14 protein-coding genes and 1 tRNA gene are annotated in these 17,017 nt (G+C 53.9%); 6 read left to right on the forward strand and 9 right to left on the reverse strand.

Translation table 11 applies throughout. The annotated features are described in order from the left end of the window. The first annotated feature begins 984 nt into the window (after positions 1 to 984). The 6 genes from Pan189_RS01505 (at position 985) to Pan189_RS21605 (ending at position 6,084) form a co-directional block, all read left to right on the forward strand. A tRNA-Ser gene (locus Pan189_RS01505) sits at positions 985 to 1,069 on the forward strand. 120 nt (positions 1,070 to 1,189) lie between these two features. Beyond that, on the forward strand, positions 1,190 to 2,503 hold the full coding sequence (locus Pan189_RS01510; protein WP_310820932.1) for a tyrosine-type recombinase/integrase: 1,314 nt from the start codon (positions 1,190 to 1,192) through the stop codon (positions 2,501 to 2,503). Next, positions 2,503 to 3,087, forward strand: coding sequence for a recombinase family protein (locus tag Pan189_RS01515; protein WP_145362205.1), 585 nt, complete (start codon positions 2,503 to 2,505; stop codon positions 3,085 to 3,087). The genes Pan189_RS01510 and Pan189_RS01515 overlap by 1 nt, the downstream gene beginning before the upstream one ends. 12 nt (positions 3,088 to 3,099) lie before the next feature. After that, positions 3,100 to 4,422 (forward strand): recombinase family protein, encoded by a 1,323-nt coding sequence (locus tag Pan189_RS01520; protein WP_310821331.1) that lies wholly within the window; start codon positions 3,100 to 3,102, stop codon positions 4,420 to 4,422. Positions 4,423 to 5,117: 695 nt separating this feature from the next. Continuing rightward, the gene (locus Pan189_RS01525) at positions 5,118 to 5,663 is read left to right on the forward strand and encodes a hypothetical protein (RefSeq protein WP_145362207.1); all 546 of its coding nucleotides are present in this window, start codon (positions 5,118 to 5,120) and stop codon (positions 5,661 to 5,663) included. A gap of 250 nt (positions 5,664 to 5,913) precedes the next feature. After that, complete coding sequence (locus Pan189_RS21605) at positions 5,914 to 6,084, forward strand: hypothetical protein (RefSeq protein ID WP_375154898.1); 171 nt, start codon at positions 5,914 to 5,916, stop codon at positions 6,082 to 6,084. 305 nt (positions 6,085 to 6,389) lie between these two features. Here the strand turns inward: Pan189_RS21605 and Pan189_RS21125 are convergent, their stop codons facing one another. The 9 genes from Pan189_RS21125 to Pan189_RS01570 all read right to left on the reverse strand — a co-directional run bounded on the left by Pan189_RS21125 (position 6,390) and on the right by Pan189_RS01570 (position 16,997). Next, positions 6,390 to 6,545, reverse strand: a complete 156-nt coding sequence (locus tag Pan189_RS21125; RefSeq protein ID WP_310820935.1) for a hypothetical protein — start codon at positions 6,543 to 6,545, stop codon at positions 6,390 to 6,392. Positions 6,546 to 6,912: 367 nt separating this feature from the next. Next, positions 6,913 to 7,662, reverse strand: a complete 750-nt coding sequence (locus Pan189_RS01535; protein WP_145362209.1) for a hypothetical protein — start codon at positions 7,660 to 7,662, stop codon at positions 6,913 to 6,915. Positions 7,663 to 7,679: 17 nt separating this feature from the next. Beyond that, complete coding sequence (locus tag Pan189_RS01540; RefSeq protein WP_145362210.1) at positions 7,680 to 8,978, reverse strand: toll/interleukin-1 receptor domain-containing protein; 1,299 nt, start codon at positions 8,976 to 8,978, stop codon at positions 7,680 to 7,682. A gap of 31 nt (positions 8,979 to 9,009) precedes the next feature. Further along, a complete protein-coding gene (locus tag Pan189_RS01545; protein ID WP_145362211.1) occupies positions 9,010 to 9,612 on the reverse strand; it encodes an Nmad2 family putative nucleotide modification protein in 603 nt (200 codons plus the stop codon). Positions 9,613 to 9,623: 11 nt separating this feature from the next. After that, positions 9,624 to 10,151 carry a TIR domain-containing protein gene (locus Pan189_RS01550; RefSeq protein ID WP_145362212.1) on the reverse strand — a complete coding sequence of 176 codons (528 nt, stop codon included), beginning with the start codon at positions 10,149 to 10,151 and terminating at the stop codon, positions 9,624 to 9,626. Further along, complete coding sequence (locus Pan189_RS01555; protein WP_145362213.1) at positions 10,148 to 11,071, reverse strand: nucleoside triphosphate pyrophosphohydrolase family protein; 924 nt, start codon at positions 11,069 to 11,071, stop codon at positions 10,148 to 10,150. Before Pan189_RS01555 ends, Pan189_RS01550 begins: the two co-directional genes overlap by 4 nt. A gap of 8 nt (positions 11,072 to 11,079) precedes the next feature. After that, entirely contained in the window at positions 11,080 to 11,994 is a 915-nt protein-coding gene (locus tag Pan189_RS01560; protein ID WP_145362214.1) for a dCTP deaminase domain-containing protein, read from the reverse strand. A gap of 5 nt (positions 11,995 to 11,999) precedes the next feature. After that, a complete protein-coding gene (locus Pan189_RS01565) occupies positions 12,000 to 13,118 on the reverse strand; it encodes a nucleotide kinase domain-containing protein (protein WP_310820936.1) in 1,119 nt (372 codons plus the stop codon). A gap of 258 nt (positions 13,119 to 13,376) precedes the next feature. Next, positions 13,377 to 16,997, reverse strand: coding sequence for a CHAT domain-containing protein (locus Pan189_RS01570; protein ID WP_145362215.1), 3,621 nt, complete (start codon positions 16,995 to 16,997; stop codon positions 13,377 to 13,379). Positions 16,998 to 17,017: the final 20 nt, after the last annotated feature.

The raw sequence follows: 17,017 nt of genomic DNA on the forward strand, positions 1-17,017 counted from the left end.
GACCCGTGAGGCCGGCCATCGGCTTAAAAAGCGAGAGTCGATTTCGACGGGACGCCATTGAAGCCATTGTTCCTGAGTTTTGTCGCAGCGCTCGCATCATCAGATCCTCATCCGATCGTGAGCGCGACCTGACCGATCGAATATGCGCAGCATCGTCGAACGGCGCGCACTCTCAAGAGTGAAAACATTAAATTTTGATCGAGTCGACGCATCCATAACTGTTGAGGTGGACGCCTTGCATTTTCAACGTGGCAAAATCGCGCGAAGACGTTGGAAAACGCTGGGAAATTGCGCGTTTCTGCGTCAGTGACGCAAAATAGATCGCAAGATCGGTTCGACTCCGGGCAAGAGTCTCCCGACCGGGTACGTCCGGGTTTCCCCGATGTCTTGGAGGGCAAATACCCTGTTACGTCCAAGCGGAGTTGCGAACGGCCGACCTGCGCCGCCTTTTCAACTGGTCGTTTTCGAAGGTTTTCAGGCATCAGCAACGCGCTTTTACGCTGCATTCGACACATTCAACGAGACCAAACTCGAATGCTTGCTAAGCGGCTTACTGATGATGGATTTAAAAACGCACAGGCGACATAAAGTTGAATCATAAGGTTGAATCAAATCGTCCTTCTGGCGATCGATCTGTCATCGATTGATGCCCTCTGCCCGCCTCCGCCGCAGAGGCGAATGTCGCAATGACATCGACGCTTCACCCACAGGTCATTTTTTCAATGAGATCGTCGGTCGGTGTGTCGGAACCGTCTAGCCACAACGGAAATGCCCGTAATCTTGTGGGGGAAGCAATCACGTCAGCACGGGTGACGAGTCGTGATGCCGTCGCGACGCTCAACCGTTCCAGGCCAGTCGAGCCGTACTGCGGATCGTCAGCAATTCGGCAAATTTCAACGAAATTGTGCGTCGATGCGATTCGCTCGCGAACCTCCGGAAGTACCCTTGCGGTCTCTCGGTAAGATTCAGAAGATATTGCTCTCCGGAGAGGTGACAGAGTGGCCGATTGTGCCGGTCTCGAAAACCGGTGTACCGCAAGGTACCGGGGGTTCGAATCCCCCCCTCTCCGCTTTTGTTTTCACCGCTACGCGTAACACGTTTCGCTGAGGCATGTTACGTAAGACAATAGCCATCGTCGATGCTTCCCGGTGCACGATTGGTGCACAACTTGTGCACGGGAGTGTATCCGATGGCGCCGAAGAAGATCGCCCGCCGACAGAAAGTCGGCCGCGTGAGTGTCTATCTCCACCACGCTAGTTGGTGGCTCTATTATCGGGAGCTTGGTACCCCGGTCAGGCGGCGGTGTTCGAGCGACCGTGATGTCGCGCTTGAAACAGCCGCACGTGTCAATGCGCAGCTCGCAAGGGGTTGTCCCCAAGAAGCGACGTTCGTTCCCATTTCTATCGGAGAACTGAGGCGACGCTTTCTCGAATACCACGAAGACGTCGCCCGCTCATCAGTGGCGACGGTACGTCGCTACGAGGCAGCGACCGATCACCTCAGCAAATTCGCGGGATCATCACCAGCTCACTTGCTCGACGTGGAGGCGTTCGCGAAGCACCTACGGTCGATCGAGGTGCCGCCCAATGGCCATCCGCATACAGCCTGTCGCCCACTGCGAGAGAAGGGGGTTCGGTACATTCTCGAAGTTTGTCGAGGAATGTATTCCTATGCGAAGCGGTCGCGAAACTTGCCCGCATACGAGGAGAATCCTTTCAGCAGGATTCGGATCGATCGCCTCCCGGCTACGGACTCAAAACCGATTTTCGTATTTGACGAAGTTGAAGAGGAGAAGTTCCTCCGGGTAGCCGACGCATTCGACTTCGCCATCCACTTCGTTCTGGCGAAAACAGGCCTGCGACCCGGCGAATTGGTTCATTTGATGGTCGATGACGTCCACCCCGATGACGCGCTGCTGACAGTACGGAATCGACCGCAACTGGGGTGGAGAACCAAGACCGGACAAGAGCGGATCGTCCCACTGGTCAAACCGGTCTGCGTGCTGCTTCGCTGCGTTGTCGGCCATCGACACGGTGGCCCTTTATTTCTGCGACGACGATTCCATCTCGGCGAAACCGCTGAATTGCAATCGGAATCGGAAATGTCGGCCGCACTCCTTGAGCAAGGTCGCGGCAAAAACCGGCTGACGCGACGGGAACTCGCTACCGAAGCCCGCCGCGTCTGGCGGGACGCAGGGGCGTTGAAAACCGACGATATCCGAAAGTCGATGATCCGGACCGCTCGTCGTGCGGGACTCATCGGCGTGACCTGCCCAAAGTCTTGGCGTCACACGTTTGCCACACTGCTGCAGGAAGCTGAAGTCGATCCCGTCGTGCGGCAATTGCTACTCGGGCACAAGGTGACCGACTCGACCGAATTGGGCATGACAGCGCGCTACACACACACCCGCCTTCGGACGCTGCGGCTTCAGCTCGAACGAGCGATTTCGCTTCGCCCGCAAACCTTGAACCTCGCACGCAATCACACAGAGGACCACAAATAATGCACACTTTTATTAACGCCTCGCGGCCCGACGGCATTCTACGAGTGCTTAAACCCGGCAGAATCTCTACGCCAAACCAACGCGATGAAGCTATTCAAGCCAAGAACGACACTGTCGAACAATGGCTTAGACAGCGATTTGACGGCGAGATCGAGTTCAAATACGTGTCACAGCAGGTCAGCGGCTATTCCTGTCAAAACGAGGTCTATAGTCAATCGCTTGCCTTTGTGTGTGACCAGTGGCCCGATTTGGTGGTCGTAACCGAAATCCGGGAAATCGTGAGGGAGCCATCTCGCCAGCACACTTTTATCAACACATGTGTTGATAACGATGTTCGACTTATCTCTATCCGAGGAGCACTCGATACGGCAGATCCCAATTGGCGGCAGAGCGCCTGCGTCGGTGCACTACTTGAAAGCATGGCGCCGGCCGAAGCCTCTGAACGGGTCAAGGAAATGGCGGCATATAGTTTTAAGCGGGGAGGAATGACTCTCAAGGTCAGATTCGGCTACGAGAAAATCCCCGTAAACGAACGAGTCGTCGAGAAGAACGGCGATTGCGTCGCCATTCGGAAACTGACCTAATGTACCCCTGTCATCCAAAAAATGTACCAAATGGCGATCGTCGGAAAAAGTGCTGTGCAAATAGCGGAATGGCTCAACGAATCGGGTGTGAAACCGGGACGATACACTCAATTGCAGCAATGGTCATCGAAGACTGTTGGTAACCTTCTTCGAGATCGACTTCTTTATGGACTCCGGCGGTTTGGCAAGCAGAAGTCACGTTGGCTGCTCAATGCCGGAAAATACAGGATCGAAAAGAATCCGAACCCTGATGAAGATTACCGGCCCGAACTCGCCCACATAACAGAGGAGCAGTTCGATAAGCTCCAAGACGCCCTTGATCGCCGCAAGCGGGGTGGTCAAAAAACCGGAAAAGAAAATCCACTTTATGGAAAGCCGCGGAGCCGAACGAAGTGGCCGGGACAAACCGCTAGCTGCAGTGTCTGCGGCGAACGAATGCACTCGGACGGTCGTCACCTCCGATGCAAAGACTCAGCAGTTCAATACGGGTCGAAGTGCTGGAATCATGTGAAGGCCAAGAACGAAGTGGTAGTCAATGAGGTAATACCGTGGTTGACCTCCTTAATAAGAGAAAACCCTGAATTTCTACAGGAGGCTATCTCGGCCTGTTGGGTCGAATATCAACGCGAAATCGACGGTCTCGGCGCGGAGGCAAAAAAGATCAGCAAGCAAATGGCGAGTCTTGAACGAGAGCTAAAGAATTTGACACAGGCGATCCGTCTTGCCGATACTTCGGGCAAGTCGTTGCCGACTTTGCTTGATGCAGTTGAAGTGACTCAGAATCAGCTTTCTGACCTTAAAACCTGGAAAGAGGAGAACACACTTGTCGTGTCGCAGCGACGGTATGCTTCCATCGGGGCGGTTTCGGCACACTTTGACAACGCCTTTCTCGAACTCGCGCGAACGTCGCTAGATTTTGCGGAGGTTCTCCGTGATCTCATGCCGACGTTCGAAATTTTTCCCGTAAAAGCTCTGGACTCCAATCAGGTTCGACCTATGGGGGAAGTGGTTGCTTCAATACCCTGCGGCCCAGACTTGTCGGACCGTCAAGAGTTTCGGAAGCGCTTTTATCTATTTCAGCCCTCCAAACCGATTCAGCTGCTGGACTCGATAAAAGAAATGCGAATGGAACATCCCGACTGGTCACGGTGCCAAATTATGAAAGCGGTTGGCGAACGCAAATCGACAGTCGAGCGGAGTATTTTTATTCTCAAAGTCATGGAAAAAGAGGGACTTTCGGTGCCTTTTCGCCGGCTGCATTGCAAACCTGAGAAAGCGTCTCGATTGTATCGAGAAGAGACAAGAGCAGCCGAGAAAAGAAAGAGAACTTCTTGATAAGTGTCAGCTCAATGGATGGAGTCGACTTAATGGTGTTGTACGCCTCAGAGTTTTCTGGGGCACCTTCATTAACAACCGAGCAGAAAGGTTCCAATACGAAGTATGCTGATCAACAGACATGAGGCGGGCCTTTTAGATGGGGTTCAATTCGACTCCGAAACAATCCGTGAAGCTGTTTGATCTCGCGGTACCGGTGTAGAGCGGAAACGGGCTATCTAGTCCACATGAATCGGCTGCTGACGACCGCGTATCAGGCACTGGCCGGAGGCGAATCTATATAGATTACACAAACGAGGATCGACGGGGCGACGCTGCCGCATGGGGTCCTAGTCTTAAGCTCACGTCATTTCTCATCGAAGGCCGGTTCGACGTATGTCGGCCCGGCCTTTCTTAATTGAGGAGCTCGACAGCGACTTCTCGAATCTCGCCCTTGCGGCCCTCAACTGATGCCCCCGGTCGTGCGCGACCGGGGGCATCTTTATTTAAGGACACCTATATGAGTAAGAAATCCCGACTGCCGATGAAGCGGCGGTTTTGGAAGACGGCGATAGTCGGCACATCGGTGCATGCCAGCCGTCGTCGAACGATCAATGCCCCGCAACGCAGCAACCGACAATCGATCCACCTTCACCGCCGCGTTGGCGGTTCGTGATACATCACTATGAATCAAATTCAAACCGGGAGAATGAAAGGTGACATGTAAAGAGATCAGCGACCGCACCGGTCTTGATCCAAAGCTCGTGGCGCAGGCTGCGGCTTTTGTAAATGGACGTCCGAGCAACAAACCAAAGACTTCCGTCCGGATCGCTCTTGCCGGCAAATTATTCGTGGCAGGGCTGAATGAATTCCAGGTCGGCTGCATCCTGTCTCACGCCCACGATCAAATAACTTGGGGATTTCCACCAAAACCCCGCGTCCAGCTCGAAGGCCGTCGCGAAGTCGAGCTTCCAGACCCGCTCTATCCGTGGGAACTGTGGCTGGTCGATCGCCGCTTCTTTCAGATACTCAATCGCGGACTGTGCAGCCATCGCAACAGCCGCCTGCTGACAAGTTGCTTCTACGACCTCACCACCGGTATGGCTGTCGGGGCCGAGGAAGTGACGTGGAACCACGACGGGGCCGCCGAGAGAATTCCCGATCGAATGTTCCCGTTCGATCTCGCGGTCGCGTACTCCGAGGCGTACTCGCTGAATCTGACGGAACTGGAGGAGAAGCTGGCTCCTCGAACTCATCGGTAGTGAGGTGTTTGTAAGAGTCGGGCCGCGGCAACGCGGCCCGGCTTTTCTGTTTTTTAGCTATTGGAGTCATTCGGAGGTGATCGGGCATCCTTTTCCGCCAGCCTTCACAGTTCCTATTCCATCCTATCTCTCGACCAACAACCGTTGATTTAATGGGCAATTGGAAACGTTAATATCAAATTGTGAATACACGGCTCTATCACGGCTGCTCGGCGACCGCCGAAAGGCAGCCGGATTGACGCAAATCGATTTGGCCAATGCGCTCAAGATCACGCAGTCCGAAGTCAGTACGTTCGAGCGCGGTGAGCGACGGCTCGATGTCGTACAACTCAGGGCATATTGCCATGTCATCGAAGAGCCGTTGAGCGAAATTGTCATCGAGTGGGAGAGGCGGATTGTTCGTCCACGGCAGTCGAAGTAAACCGAGCATTCGCTATCCGAATTCTCGCGCTTCGATTGTTTCCGAATTCGAGATCGGCTGTTTCGTAAGTGCTCACTTTATTGTGGGCACGTCAGGTGAACGGAGCCCTCGCCCGGCGTAAGACTCACCTCGGCCAGCGACGCTTCGTACGGGCAGATGCCCTGCGCGCTAAGATCAACTAACAGCCACGCGACCACACGAGTGGGCCTACGCCGCCTTCCGCTCGAACGACTTCACGAGCCCGCCCACGTATAACCTTACCTCGATCTGTTCCAGCGAAATAGTCCTCACGTCGTCCGGCGGCTCTACGAGCGGGGGCAGGTGAACTCGCGAGTCAGGTAATCCAGGTGCTGTTTCCCGAACACAACGAAACGATTCAGGCATTCCAGCTTGATCGTTTCGATGAACCGCGTGCAGAACCCATTCAGTATGGCGAGGCTCTCGGCAAAGGATTCGAGCATCTGAGGATGCGATTCTCCTGCTGAGGATACTCGACGTACCTTGCCACTTCGCGGTCTGTAGCGGACGCTACGAGTGCCAGCAATGGGTGGAAAGGGGCCATCTAGGTAACATTCGAGCAGCGAATCTGGAAGGTATGTCACATTCGTTGAAACGGAGGGCCAACCTCAATCCGAGCGAGATGTCCCACCCTTCCAAGTTTCGTAAGGAGGGTCGAAGTTATCTACACAACGCTGGCCCGTATCCTTCTCCAACGCCGCCAGCACACCAGGTGTGAGAGAGCCTTTAGTGCCACTGCCATCAAGAGAAAGAATGCGAAACATTTACCGGGTTTTCTCCATTCATTCTTCCCGTCGCTTTCGGAGAGTATTACTTGCTCTTCCAAGAATAGCGGTCCCGTTTTCCGTCGAATGTGTATTCACCGGTGAGTGCCGTTGGGGCATTACGATAGACTGTGAAGAATACATCTCCTTTGGAATTGCGCGCAGTCCATCGGCCGGCTAAGTGACACCCCTTGTCATCTTCAAACACCGCGAGATCGGTAAATCGCCCGGCAAAGTCGGACGTTTCGAAAGTCAACTTTCCGAACTCAACCCTTGCACCGTAATTTTTGCCGTTGCCCGCCTTGTAAACGGTTTCCCACTGTCGCTTAAGAACTCCGTTTGCAAAGCTTGAGTCGGTTTCTCCAGAGAACACTTCAACGCTTCGCTTTTCACTGTCCAGTGTTGCGCCGCTTGCTTGAAATATTACACGACCCTGAACATCTTTTGCCGCAATTGCGAGGCTCACGTCGAATTGGCCGATGTCTCGTGCGAGTGCCCTGAGTGGAATAGGACGCCCCACCTTGGCGTGAAATACTTGGATTGTTCCGTTCGAATCTGACTTTGGCTTGAGATAAAAGGACACGTCATAAGGGTCCTGCCCAAGGATGGACACTCGTGTAACGCTCCCGTTTTCCGAAGGAGGAATGCTGATCTCGTCCATTTTTCTGGGCCGTCGGTTGCTCGGAAGAAATCTCATCACAATTGTATTGTCGCTCGAATTCGCGAGCCGAAGCTCTTCGGCATGGCTCATGCTGGAGATGAAGCTGATAACAGTAAGCAGTGTTGCAAATCGCATTGTGTCTCTCTTTGGGTTTAGGGTTTCGAGAACTCTGGAGGCATTATTTTGTAGAACTTAAGCGAAAGTCCATGTTCTGTAAGTTCAGTGATGGTTGCCACCACGAAGGGTTCCTTGTAAAGCGCTGTGCTGTAAAGTTTGCGTGCTTCGGTGCCGTTGGCGGAAGCAAAAAAAACAAAATAGCCCGGGTCTAATCGGAATAGCTTGAAGCGTGCATGTTTGCCGGGTTCTATAGAACTCTTAGTTTCAGATTGTTTGATTTGTGTCCATCTGGCTGCAAACGGATTCTGTAATTGCGGGTTGTTCGATGGCGGCAGCCAGAACAAAAGTACGTCCAGATGTTGCTGAGTCATATTTTGAACGATCAGCTCGACATCCTTTGCTGGCACGTCATTATCGGAGATATCATCTGCAATCTGTTCGTCAGTAGGCCAACCAAGGACGCTTCCGACATTGGGCTTAATCGCCTCGAAGTAGTCAATGTCGTCCAGACAATCATCAGAGTTAGTTGCGCGATCTAGCGCGATCTTGATCAGAAAACCGTCATCTGATTCGGCAACGTTAGTCTTGCTAGAGTCGACCGTGGACTTGAATCCGCGGCATTCAACAGAAGTAATTGAAATATCCTGCGGCTTCGTGTCGACAAGTAGGTGCTGCACAGCCGGGGGGCTCTCGGCTCTGTCGTCTACTCGTAAAGCGAATGGTCGAAGTACGCGCTCGCCCGTCGATGAATCAAACGCTTGGACGATAGTGTCTGGTATCTGTGGTCCTAGCCCGAGAAAAAATGCAGCAACCATTAATGCGAGAAACACGCTCGCCGCAGCAACAAATTTAGGCCACAACTTTTTCGGTGGAACGTGCTCGGCGATGAGTTGGCAAAGGCTCTCCATGTCGTCCGTGAAATCGGGGTCAGGACGAATTTTGACCGCGTTCCGATCAACCAATTCAGCGAGGGCCTCCGGCAATTCCTCTTTCTTCGGTATCTGCTGATGATTGACGAGCACAGGAATGACAATGCAACCTGGTTGCGAAAGGGCCGCTTCAATTTCGAAATGAACATAGTCTTCAGGATTGTCAAGACGCCGAAGCCCTTGGTCGTCGACCGCATCAACCCAGTGACTGCCAATGACCGCGAGAAAAACTTTCGTAGCGTTCAACTGATCGCCTATTACTTCTCGAAAACGCTGTCCACCTCTGATATCAAATACGTCATTAAAAACGGCCTTTTTTCCGAACCGTTGGACTAGATCATTAACGATCCGCCCTGTCTCGCTCGCCGCGTCTTTCCGTCGGTATGAAACAAATATTTTAGACATCAGTCACTCGATATGCGAGAATATGCGTCGCCTAAAACTCCGCTGGCTCACCGAGGTAGCCGTGGTCGACTTGCGAGCGAATCCAGTGGACAAATAACCCTGCCAGCACGTGAGGAAAGTTGCACTTGTGCCCGGGACCGGAAAGGCAAACATCAAGGCCGTTGTAATTGCGGAATTGATTTGGAATCTTAGGACCGGATTTTCCCCAGTAATAGAACTCTTCACCGATCAACACAGCGTCCGACTGCGTGTCACGCTCAACGTTGGCGGGATTCGAGCTTCCATCCGCGTAGCTGTGGTGCGAGTCTTCTTGAAGCCAGTCACCAGTTTGGGGATGTCGATGATAAATGTTGTCGCCATACGCCTGCTTCAGACTGCCGCGTAGGTTGGGTCGCTTGCGTTTGAAGCGAGTGTCAGACCAGTATTGATCGAAGGTAAGAACCTCGGTGACCCGCATTGCGAACACGATGTGACCATCGAGGCGGAAGCCCTTCGAGCCCGTGCCGACAATCCAGTCACCGGGTCGTGCCGTCGCTCGGATCTTTGGCTTACAAGTTGCTAAAGTGCAAATCCCGTAGAAGGGATTTGGAGCGAATCCAAAGTCGCGGGCAACGATGTAGGAGTACAGTCTCACGTCCCGATCCTTCACTGGCACTTGATGCGCTTGATATCGCGTTTCGGCCATGCCGTACCGTCCGACTTTTGCGAGTTGTCGAGTTTGCCGTCGATCGCGTCCATGATTCGGTCCGACTGCCAACCGACCAAGGCGTCACGGTACTTATGCAGATTTTTTGGCAGATCTGCCTCAGTGCCACCTTGTTCGTAGACGCCGATGATCCTCTTTCCCTGCTTGTGTGCCTGCTCGATCTCCCAGTCAACCCACGGACGAGAATGTGTCTCCTTGCCGACTAAGACTACAACGGCCCCCGCCCAAGAGATCTTTGCGCGAAGCCAGCGTCGAATGGTCTCGTCCTTGACCATACCCTTCTTCATGCGTTCTTGATTCTCAGGCCGCAATGCACGTATTGAGCTGTTGCGAGCATCGCAGCCGCCACGCTTGAGGAGATCGGTCATCTTATCGACGCCAGCGTCATCCTTGTGGTGATGGCTGACAAAGATGTGCCGTCGTTTGCTTTCGTTCTTTGCGTTGCTCACGTTACAACCTTTGTTCATGTTCTGATGTCGGCTTCACCACCCGGTGGACCGAGGAATGCAATTCTCCGCTCGGGCAAGTCGACCTCCACCGTGCCGCCGCGATGTTCGCGGACCTGACGCCACACTTTGTATCCGGCAAGAATTGCCTGTTCCCACTCGGCCAGCGAACGGGATTTGACTTCACGGTCGGCGACTAGCGACTGGATCGTCTTGAGCAGGTGATAGTCGAGGCTACCCACGCCTTCCAAGTATTTGTGTTCGCGGGCGTAGGTGTAGGCGAGTTGCGAAATCAACTCCTCGATGATCCTGGCACGGGCTCCATCTTCAACTTCGTCGATCTGTTCGTCAGCTTTACGTTTGACCTTCAGTAGTTTCCGGGCAATGGGAGACCAGCCTAACATCGCCGCATAGGAAAAGTGAAAGACATCGTGGAAGCGATAGCCGTCGTCCTCGTAGGCGTTATCCGTTAATTCGTCACCGATCTGCCGATCGTCTCGGCTAATGATGACCCGCACCGAGTCGCCTTCGCATTGTTCTTTGAACTGGATTGTGAACTGGCGGGGGATTTGCTGGTCCGGCGGAAAGTCATCGTCGAAAAGACGACTTCGATCCGAGTCGAAGAGCGTTCCATGATCGTCGAGCGCGTACTCGGGCCATCGTCCACGGGTTTTTTCCAGATTGCCTTTCGCAACCTGTTCTAAATCGAGATCGAACTTGCTGGCCACGTTAGCGATGTACCACAACAGATCGCCGAGTTCCTCGGCCACTTGTTCGTCAAAGCGTTCGTGAGCGCTGCCATCGCGCAGGAGTTTCTTGTACTCGGACAACAAAGTCCCGACTTCACCGGCCAGACCGAGCAATGGAACGAGCTTTCCCTTTTCGTCGTCGGGAGTTTGGTCCGTTCTTAAAGATTCGTTTTGGTACGTCCGGAAGTCCATCTTTAGGCTCAATCAGTCGTTGAAGATGAATTGACACTGTTCTGCCGATTTGGAGCAACATCGACATTATCGACTGCATCGCCCTCATTGTTGGGCTGGTCCGGGCGCCTATCCAGGACGTTGTCCTGTTCCTCGGTCTGCGATTCAGATGTTGCTCTACTATTCTCTTCAAGCTCTAAGAGTTCTTTTCTCATTTCTTTGATGACGTCGATTCGAAGTTGTTCAATGTCGGACGACGATGGAGCAGCAAAGTAACTCATGAAAAAGAGCCGCAATAGTATCGCCACAACAAGTGATAGAAAGACGGTCAACACCAACTTGATATTCATTCCTAGATGCTTCAGATTCTCGGTCTTGGAATCCACTTCGCGCCTCAAAACTTCGATTTGTGATCTCAGTTCAGCGGGCGATGCTATTTCACCGTGCATGACATTTTGGTCGTCGGATGAAATCTTGTCTTGGTCTGGACCAGCAGAAGGGTAACCGTCTGTCGTATTATCATCGAGATTTGCGTACCAAATCAGAAATACTCGGTCTCCCTGCGTGATTGTGATGTCACTACTGCCCGCATTGTAGACGGAGAATTTAAGGCGACCTTCAAAACCTGGATCCACGTGAAAACCAGAAACATTGATCAATCCACGGCGTTTGACGCCAAACCGCATCGAAATGAATGCGATCGCATTCATCGGAACGTTGATGCGTTCTTCTGTGAGCAACAGAGCAAACTGTCCCGGTGGAATCACTAATGACTTCCCAGCAGCCAGTTCGATCTTTACTTTGTTCTCAGTCGACGTGATGAACGCTTCGGAGCCCTGGCATAGCTCGTAGGCGGATCGCGTGACATGCTCCTCGCGATAAGGGGCAATCAGTTGCTCCGCGGGGATGCGTTCTCGCATCGTTTCGGTACGCCAGAAAGTCATTTCAGCTAACCTTTCTGTTCATGGAACTCGATTGCGATGCAGTCGTTGATACCCCACTTAGGCGGATACCACAGAGAGAGCGAATCAAGATTAGGTTTGTACTTCTGCTTTATTCGCGTCCGATTGGCGACACCTCTCACGTTTGGATGCCGAACGCGGGCATATTTGCTGATCTCGCAAAACAAATTTTGGCAGTCAATTAGTTGCAGCGGCCGTCCCCAGAGGCTTTGAAATTCTAGGCCAAGCCGGTCAAATTCCTCGGTTTGTCGCTGGGTGACCAGTTTGATGATCTCCGTTTCGGTGAGACCGCCGAGCGAAGTGAAACACTTGCTGATGCCATCGATCGCACCTGGACCAGGAACGACAAATTCCATTTCCGTGAAGTCGCAAATCCCGCTGTAGTTCAAATCCGTTATGTACTGGTACGCCAGAAAATCGCCGATCATCGGGTACGATACGAGGATCCGGAAGGCATCTTGCATAGATGCGGCCGTGGCGATGCGGCCAGGAACGCCATCCTCCATCATCCGCTCCAGTAGCCGCAGATGGCTGCGATGTTTTTTTGTGCTACCGTTTTTCCGACTTCCGGAAGGCATGATGTAGGCCGCGGAGTAAATCGTTTTTTTAATCTTCATAGCGTGGGTCAAAACCCGGTCATACTCTTTAAAACAGTAAAACTTATAACTCAAGTGACCGAGTTCATGCGTCAGCAATTTCCACGTTTCGATTTTGTTGAACAACTTGAAGAGGATCGTGCGAAAGAAGATTTCTTCCGTTGTTTGAGGACCATGATAGATCACGTTGCGAATCAAGTACTGGCTCACGCGATCGGAAGCGCGGTACGCGTTGGTGAACTTGTAGGTTTGCAGAATCTCATCATCCGACCACGGGTACGAGTTGCCCAAGTATCGCCGAAAGAAGATGGCCTGACGCTCGGCAGCGAATTGCCAATAGGTATCGAAGACTTCCGTCGGCTTTGCGGGCGCAATCGCGGTAGAAGCAATTGCGGCAGGGGGCTTCGCCCGTTCGATTGGCCAGAATGTCTGCTGAAGTTGGTTTAATCCCATGCCGCTTAGTCCTTCATGGTTCGCTGGGGATCTGCTCCCTATAGGTAGCGTGGGCACCGATCATGGCAATTTGGGGACGATTCATTCAAGCTGGTGGCCGGGGGGCATCCTTCAAGGTGGATGCCAGATGCATCGGCGGCACGAGTTGATTATGGCCGCTGTGGGAGGTGTCCTGCCCCAGATTCCTGATACATGCGGAGTGCGAGCGACCTGCTCCGTTCGATTAGTTTTCTCAGTGACAGCGTGCCCAATTGGCCGGAGCCGGACTGATTTCGAATGTCTCGTTCTTCTCGGCAAGATGTTTCGTAGATCCGATTACTGCCGCAAACGGAAGCGGCCGTCGCCGTAGAGGAGGTAATTGGCCCAGTCGGGCTGTTCGGGCTGGTGATCCCTCAGCGCGCAGCGGGCGGCGGTGACAGCATCGAGCAGGCTCTCCCCGGCAGCGAGGCTGCCGTAGAGGCGTTCAGCGAACATTGCTGCCGCGAGATCGCCGACCCGCCAGAAGGTTCCGAGATAAGATTCGACCCCGCCACGGAGGAAGAACTCTGCGAAGCTGGCCGCCTTTTCAGGATCGGGTTCGCCTCGGTATCCTCGGACGCGTCCGGCTTCGCAGGCATTGAAGATTGCAACGCGCGGCACCTTCAGCCCGGCAAGCTCCGCAAGTCGAAACTCCTCCTTCCCCGACAGAACCAGTCCGCTCTCTGTCTCACCCGGACCGTCAAAGAATGCGTGGCCGCAGTAATGAAGCAGGTCGGCACGTTCCAGCTCGGCGGCAAACGTTTCGCGATTCGCGTCTTCTCGATGAAGAATGACCGCTTCGACGGCACCTGTGGCATCGAGAATTTTCTCGACGACATTACCTTCTCTTCGAGCACCTTCCAAGTCGCCCGTCGGATCGACCACGAGTAAGACCCGCAGCTTGGTCGTCCGCGGCGCCTTGCCGAACATGCGGTTCGATGGCAGGCCCGGCACGATCAAGCATCGGGTAAGCCCTTTAAATGTCGCCGGTGTCCCGCCTGTAATTGACCGCAGACACTCGAACGGGAGTTTTGAAGCGGAAATGTCATGCGCAACGACGAACCGAGACCCAGCGACGAGGCTGAGCAACTCGGTAGCGTCTGCTCCGAACAACATATCAGCCAATTCGTCGCCGCGTCTGGCGATCTCGTCAGCCGTCGGAGTATTCCGCCCGTCACCCGAACCAGAGGCCAACCGGCCGATTTGCTCTTCTGACAGTTTGGTCCGCCTGAGGCCTCCCACTGGACTGGAGGACGGAGGAAGAGTCGCCACTGTTAACCCGTCGTCACTGTGAGTGACATGCACGACAAACGGTTCCGCTGACGGCTCAAGCACTCGTATTGAAGACTCGACCCTTCGAGTGGTTAGATGAACCTTCGGATCTTTTCTCAGGATTGCTTCAACCTTTTCAAACTCATGCTCTTTCGATTCAAACCAGCAAATTTGCGTTCGGTCCCCGAGGAGCGCGAGACCGCTCAGCATCGCTTCGACGACCTTGGCGCTATCACCGATGGCGCGGCCACCGAACGTGACGACGCCGAGCCTTTCAAGACCAAACCGCTGACAGAATTCGGCGCATTGCTCAGCGGCCCCACAGATTTTGTCAAAGATTTCTACAGGTTCTGCGGGTTCTCCAAGCGAACTGGACAACACCCAATCGGCGTCGATGCGGTGGCTGCTCTCGTCGCCGACTAAAGGGCGAGCCGACATCCGGCCCTCTTTGAAAAGTCCGACCGCAAAATCATCGAGAGCGGCCCCCGCACCCCCTAACGGGACGTCCGCGAAGGTCGCTATAGCAATGGCGTCGAGATTCACGGCATCCTTGACTGTGGCGTAAACAAGTTCGATCGAAAGCTTTCCTTCAGTTTGCTTTCGCGCGACCGCGAGCAGGCCCTTCATAATCAGCGTATTGATCAGCACAGGGTCGCGCGAGTCGAAGAGCATGCGGTTCTCTGCAACGCTCAGGCCATTCCACGCTCTTGAAGACTTAGACGAGGCGAGCAACGTAGTTCCGCGTTCGCGGATCGCCTGAGCCAACTCCTCCATCGAGTGGGGTAGGTTTAATTCCGCAAAACGATGGTCCGCAAGAATCGCCTCCGCGTTATTACGATAGCGTTCCTGTTGTCTCCAGTGCGTATCGTCAAGTGCTTCCGGAAATGAACCACCCCCTAATAGTATCGCCACCAACTCCGCCGCTCCGCCATATCCTCCTACGGCATAGAGGGGAAGATTCTGCTCCAAAGCTCGCCACGCCTCTTCGACGATTCCGGGGTATAAGCCTGAGTAGCCATCATGATCTTCGTCGTGGAGCTTCGGATATGTCTTACCGCCGACGAGAATTTGGGCATCGATCTCCTGAGCGATAATTCGACGCATGTCAGAATAGTACATTGCGGCAGGATGTTGCTCGCTCTCCTCAGGAGGTAGAATCCGACGCCTGGTTAGGTTGTCCGACTCCGCCAGATGGGAAAGTGTGACCGGAACGCCCGGCGAAAGTTTGGTCGGTTCAATAGCAGCAAGAAAATTTATCAGCAATTCGGCCGGATTTGCCGCCGTCTGGTTATAAGCCGCGATCAATTCTGCCAGCAGAAGTGTGTAGCCGCCTCGCCGCTGATCGCCGCCATAAACGATCGCTGCCCCCGTCGACACCATCGCTCGTGCGATTTGCACAATCACGTCTTGCACGTGATACTCCGAAAAGCCGTCCGCCTGATCGACGTCAGGGCTATTGGAAAGTGACAGCGCGACTTTAAATCCCGACAGCGGGGACGAAGTGTGCGGTTCCGACTCCGCATGATCCTCGATCTGCAAGAAATGCCGGAACGCCGTCAGCGGAGTGACAAGCCTCAGACGCGGATTGGCCGAGCGCAGCAGTTCGTGCTCAAGCACCGGAAGCTCTGGATCGGGATACATGACCAATTGCGGCGCACCCGCTTTGAGCGGACCCTGCATGAGATCAAGCAACTCGGGAGGTCGCGTCAGAATGCTGGATTTCGGCAGATTATTTAGTGACGCGACCCGTTCTGCTTCTCGCTCGAAGTGCGCCGCCCGCAGTGCCTCGATCATCGCTTTCGATAGAATCTGCTCCTCATTGTTGACGTCACCCCAAACGACCGTTGGACCGTTCCCGCCGTAGGCACTACTCCGCCGCTCGCCCCGGCATAAGACTTCAACCGTCAAAGTCGGCAGATGATTCTTCTTGGCGTGCAGCACTTCCCGCTGACACCACACGCGCGAACTGTAATTGTCTCCCCGAACGGCGACAAAAACGCCTTGTTCCAAAAAACCTTCAATTTGTTCGTCCAGCGGCTTGCCGACCATCAGCTCAGTGCGATCAAAGAACGAATCGATGCCACTCCGTTGCGTCTTACCGAATGCAGCGATTCGCTTGGCCGCATTCTGTGTCGCTTTAAGATCGGCCTTGGCGTGGGAAACAAACAATGACGGACGATCATTGCGCAGTTGCCTGTAGAGAGCCAGTACGATCTCGTCGATCGTGGCTCGCCCAGGAAGCACGTCGTCAGCTTCATATAACTGCGTCAGCAACGGTGTGCCTGGAATCGTCCCTTCGGCATTACGCCAGACGTCATCAATTGGCAGCGGCAGCACTCTTCCTTCATCGCATAATTGATGCCACTCCTGAATCCTTAATACGGTGCTTTCTTTGGCGTAATGAAACGCCGAGCCACCGAGCACGGGTATCGTCACGACGATCTCCGCCGCACTGAAATCGACTCGATCGGGATGCACATTGCACAGCACCGGGATGCCGCCTCCGAAAGCGAGCGGATCATCCAGCGGCCGAGTCAGCTCATTGTAGAGCGCGAGCCCGACCTTCCGGGCGTCTTCCGCATCATTGTCGTGAAACGCAACCGTTTGAACGAGTAGCGTGGGGCGTGAAGACTCGACCGAAGCCATAGCGTTACCAATTACGATTT

Origin of the sequence: Stratiformator vulcanicus, from assembly GCF_007744515.1 — a bacterium.
GTDB lineage: Bacteria > Planctomycetota > Planctomycetia > Planctomycetales > Planctomycetaceae > Stratiformator > Stratiformator vulcanicus.

What these genes read in the sequence shown, in the direction of transcription:
- Pan189_RS01550 (WP_145362212.1), bottom strand. Translation starts at nt 10,151, where the DNA reads ATGAACAAAGGTTGTAACGTGAGCAACGCAAAGAACGAAAGCAAACGA.
- Pan189_RS21125 (WP_310820935.1), bottom strand. Translation starts at nt 6,545, where the DNA reads ATGCTCGAATCCTTTGCCGAGAGCCTCGCCATACTGAATGGGTTCTGC.
- Pan189_RS01560 (WP_145362214.1), bottom strand. Translation starts at nt 11,994, where the DNA reads ATGACTTTCTGGCGTACCGAAACGATGCGAGAACGCATCCCCGCGGAG.
- Pan189_RS01535 (WP_145362209.1), bottom strand. Translation starts at nt 7,662, where the DNA reads ATGCGATTTGCAACACTGCTTACTGTTATCAGCTTCATCTCCAGCATG.
- Pan189_RS01515 (WP_145362205.1), top strand. Translation starts at nt 2,503, where the DNA reads ATGCACACTTTTATTAACGCCTCGCGGCCCGACGGCATTCTACGAGTG.
- Pan189_RS01570 (WP_145362215.1), bottom strand. Translation starts at nt 16,997, where the DNA reads ATGGCTTCGGTCGAGTCTTCACGCCCCACGCTACTCGTTCAAACGGTT.
- Pan189_RS01510 (WP_310820932.1), top strand. Translation starts at nt 1,190, where the DNA reads ATGGCGCCGAAGAAGATCGCCCGCCGACAGAAAGTCGGCCGCGTGAGT.
- Pan189_RS01540 (WP_145362210.1), bottom strand. Translation starts at nt 8,978, where the DNA reads ATGTCTAAAATATTTGTTTCATACCGACGGAAAGACGCGGCGAGCGAG.
- Pan189_RS01555 (WP_145362213.1), bottom strand. Translation starts at nt 11,071, where the DNA reads ATGGACTTCCGGACGTACCAAAACGAATCTTTAAGAACGGACCAAACT.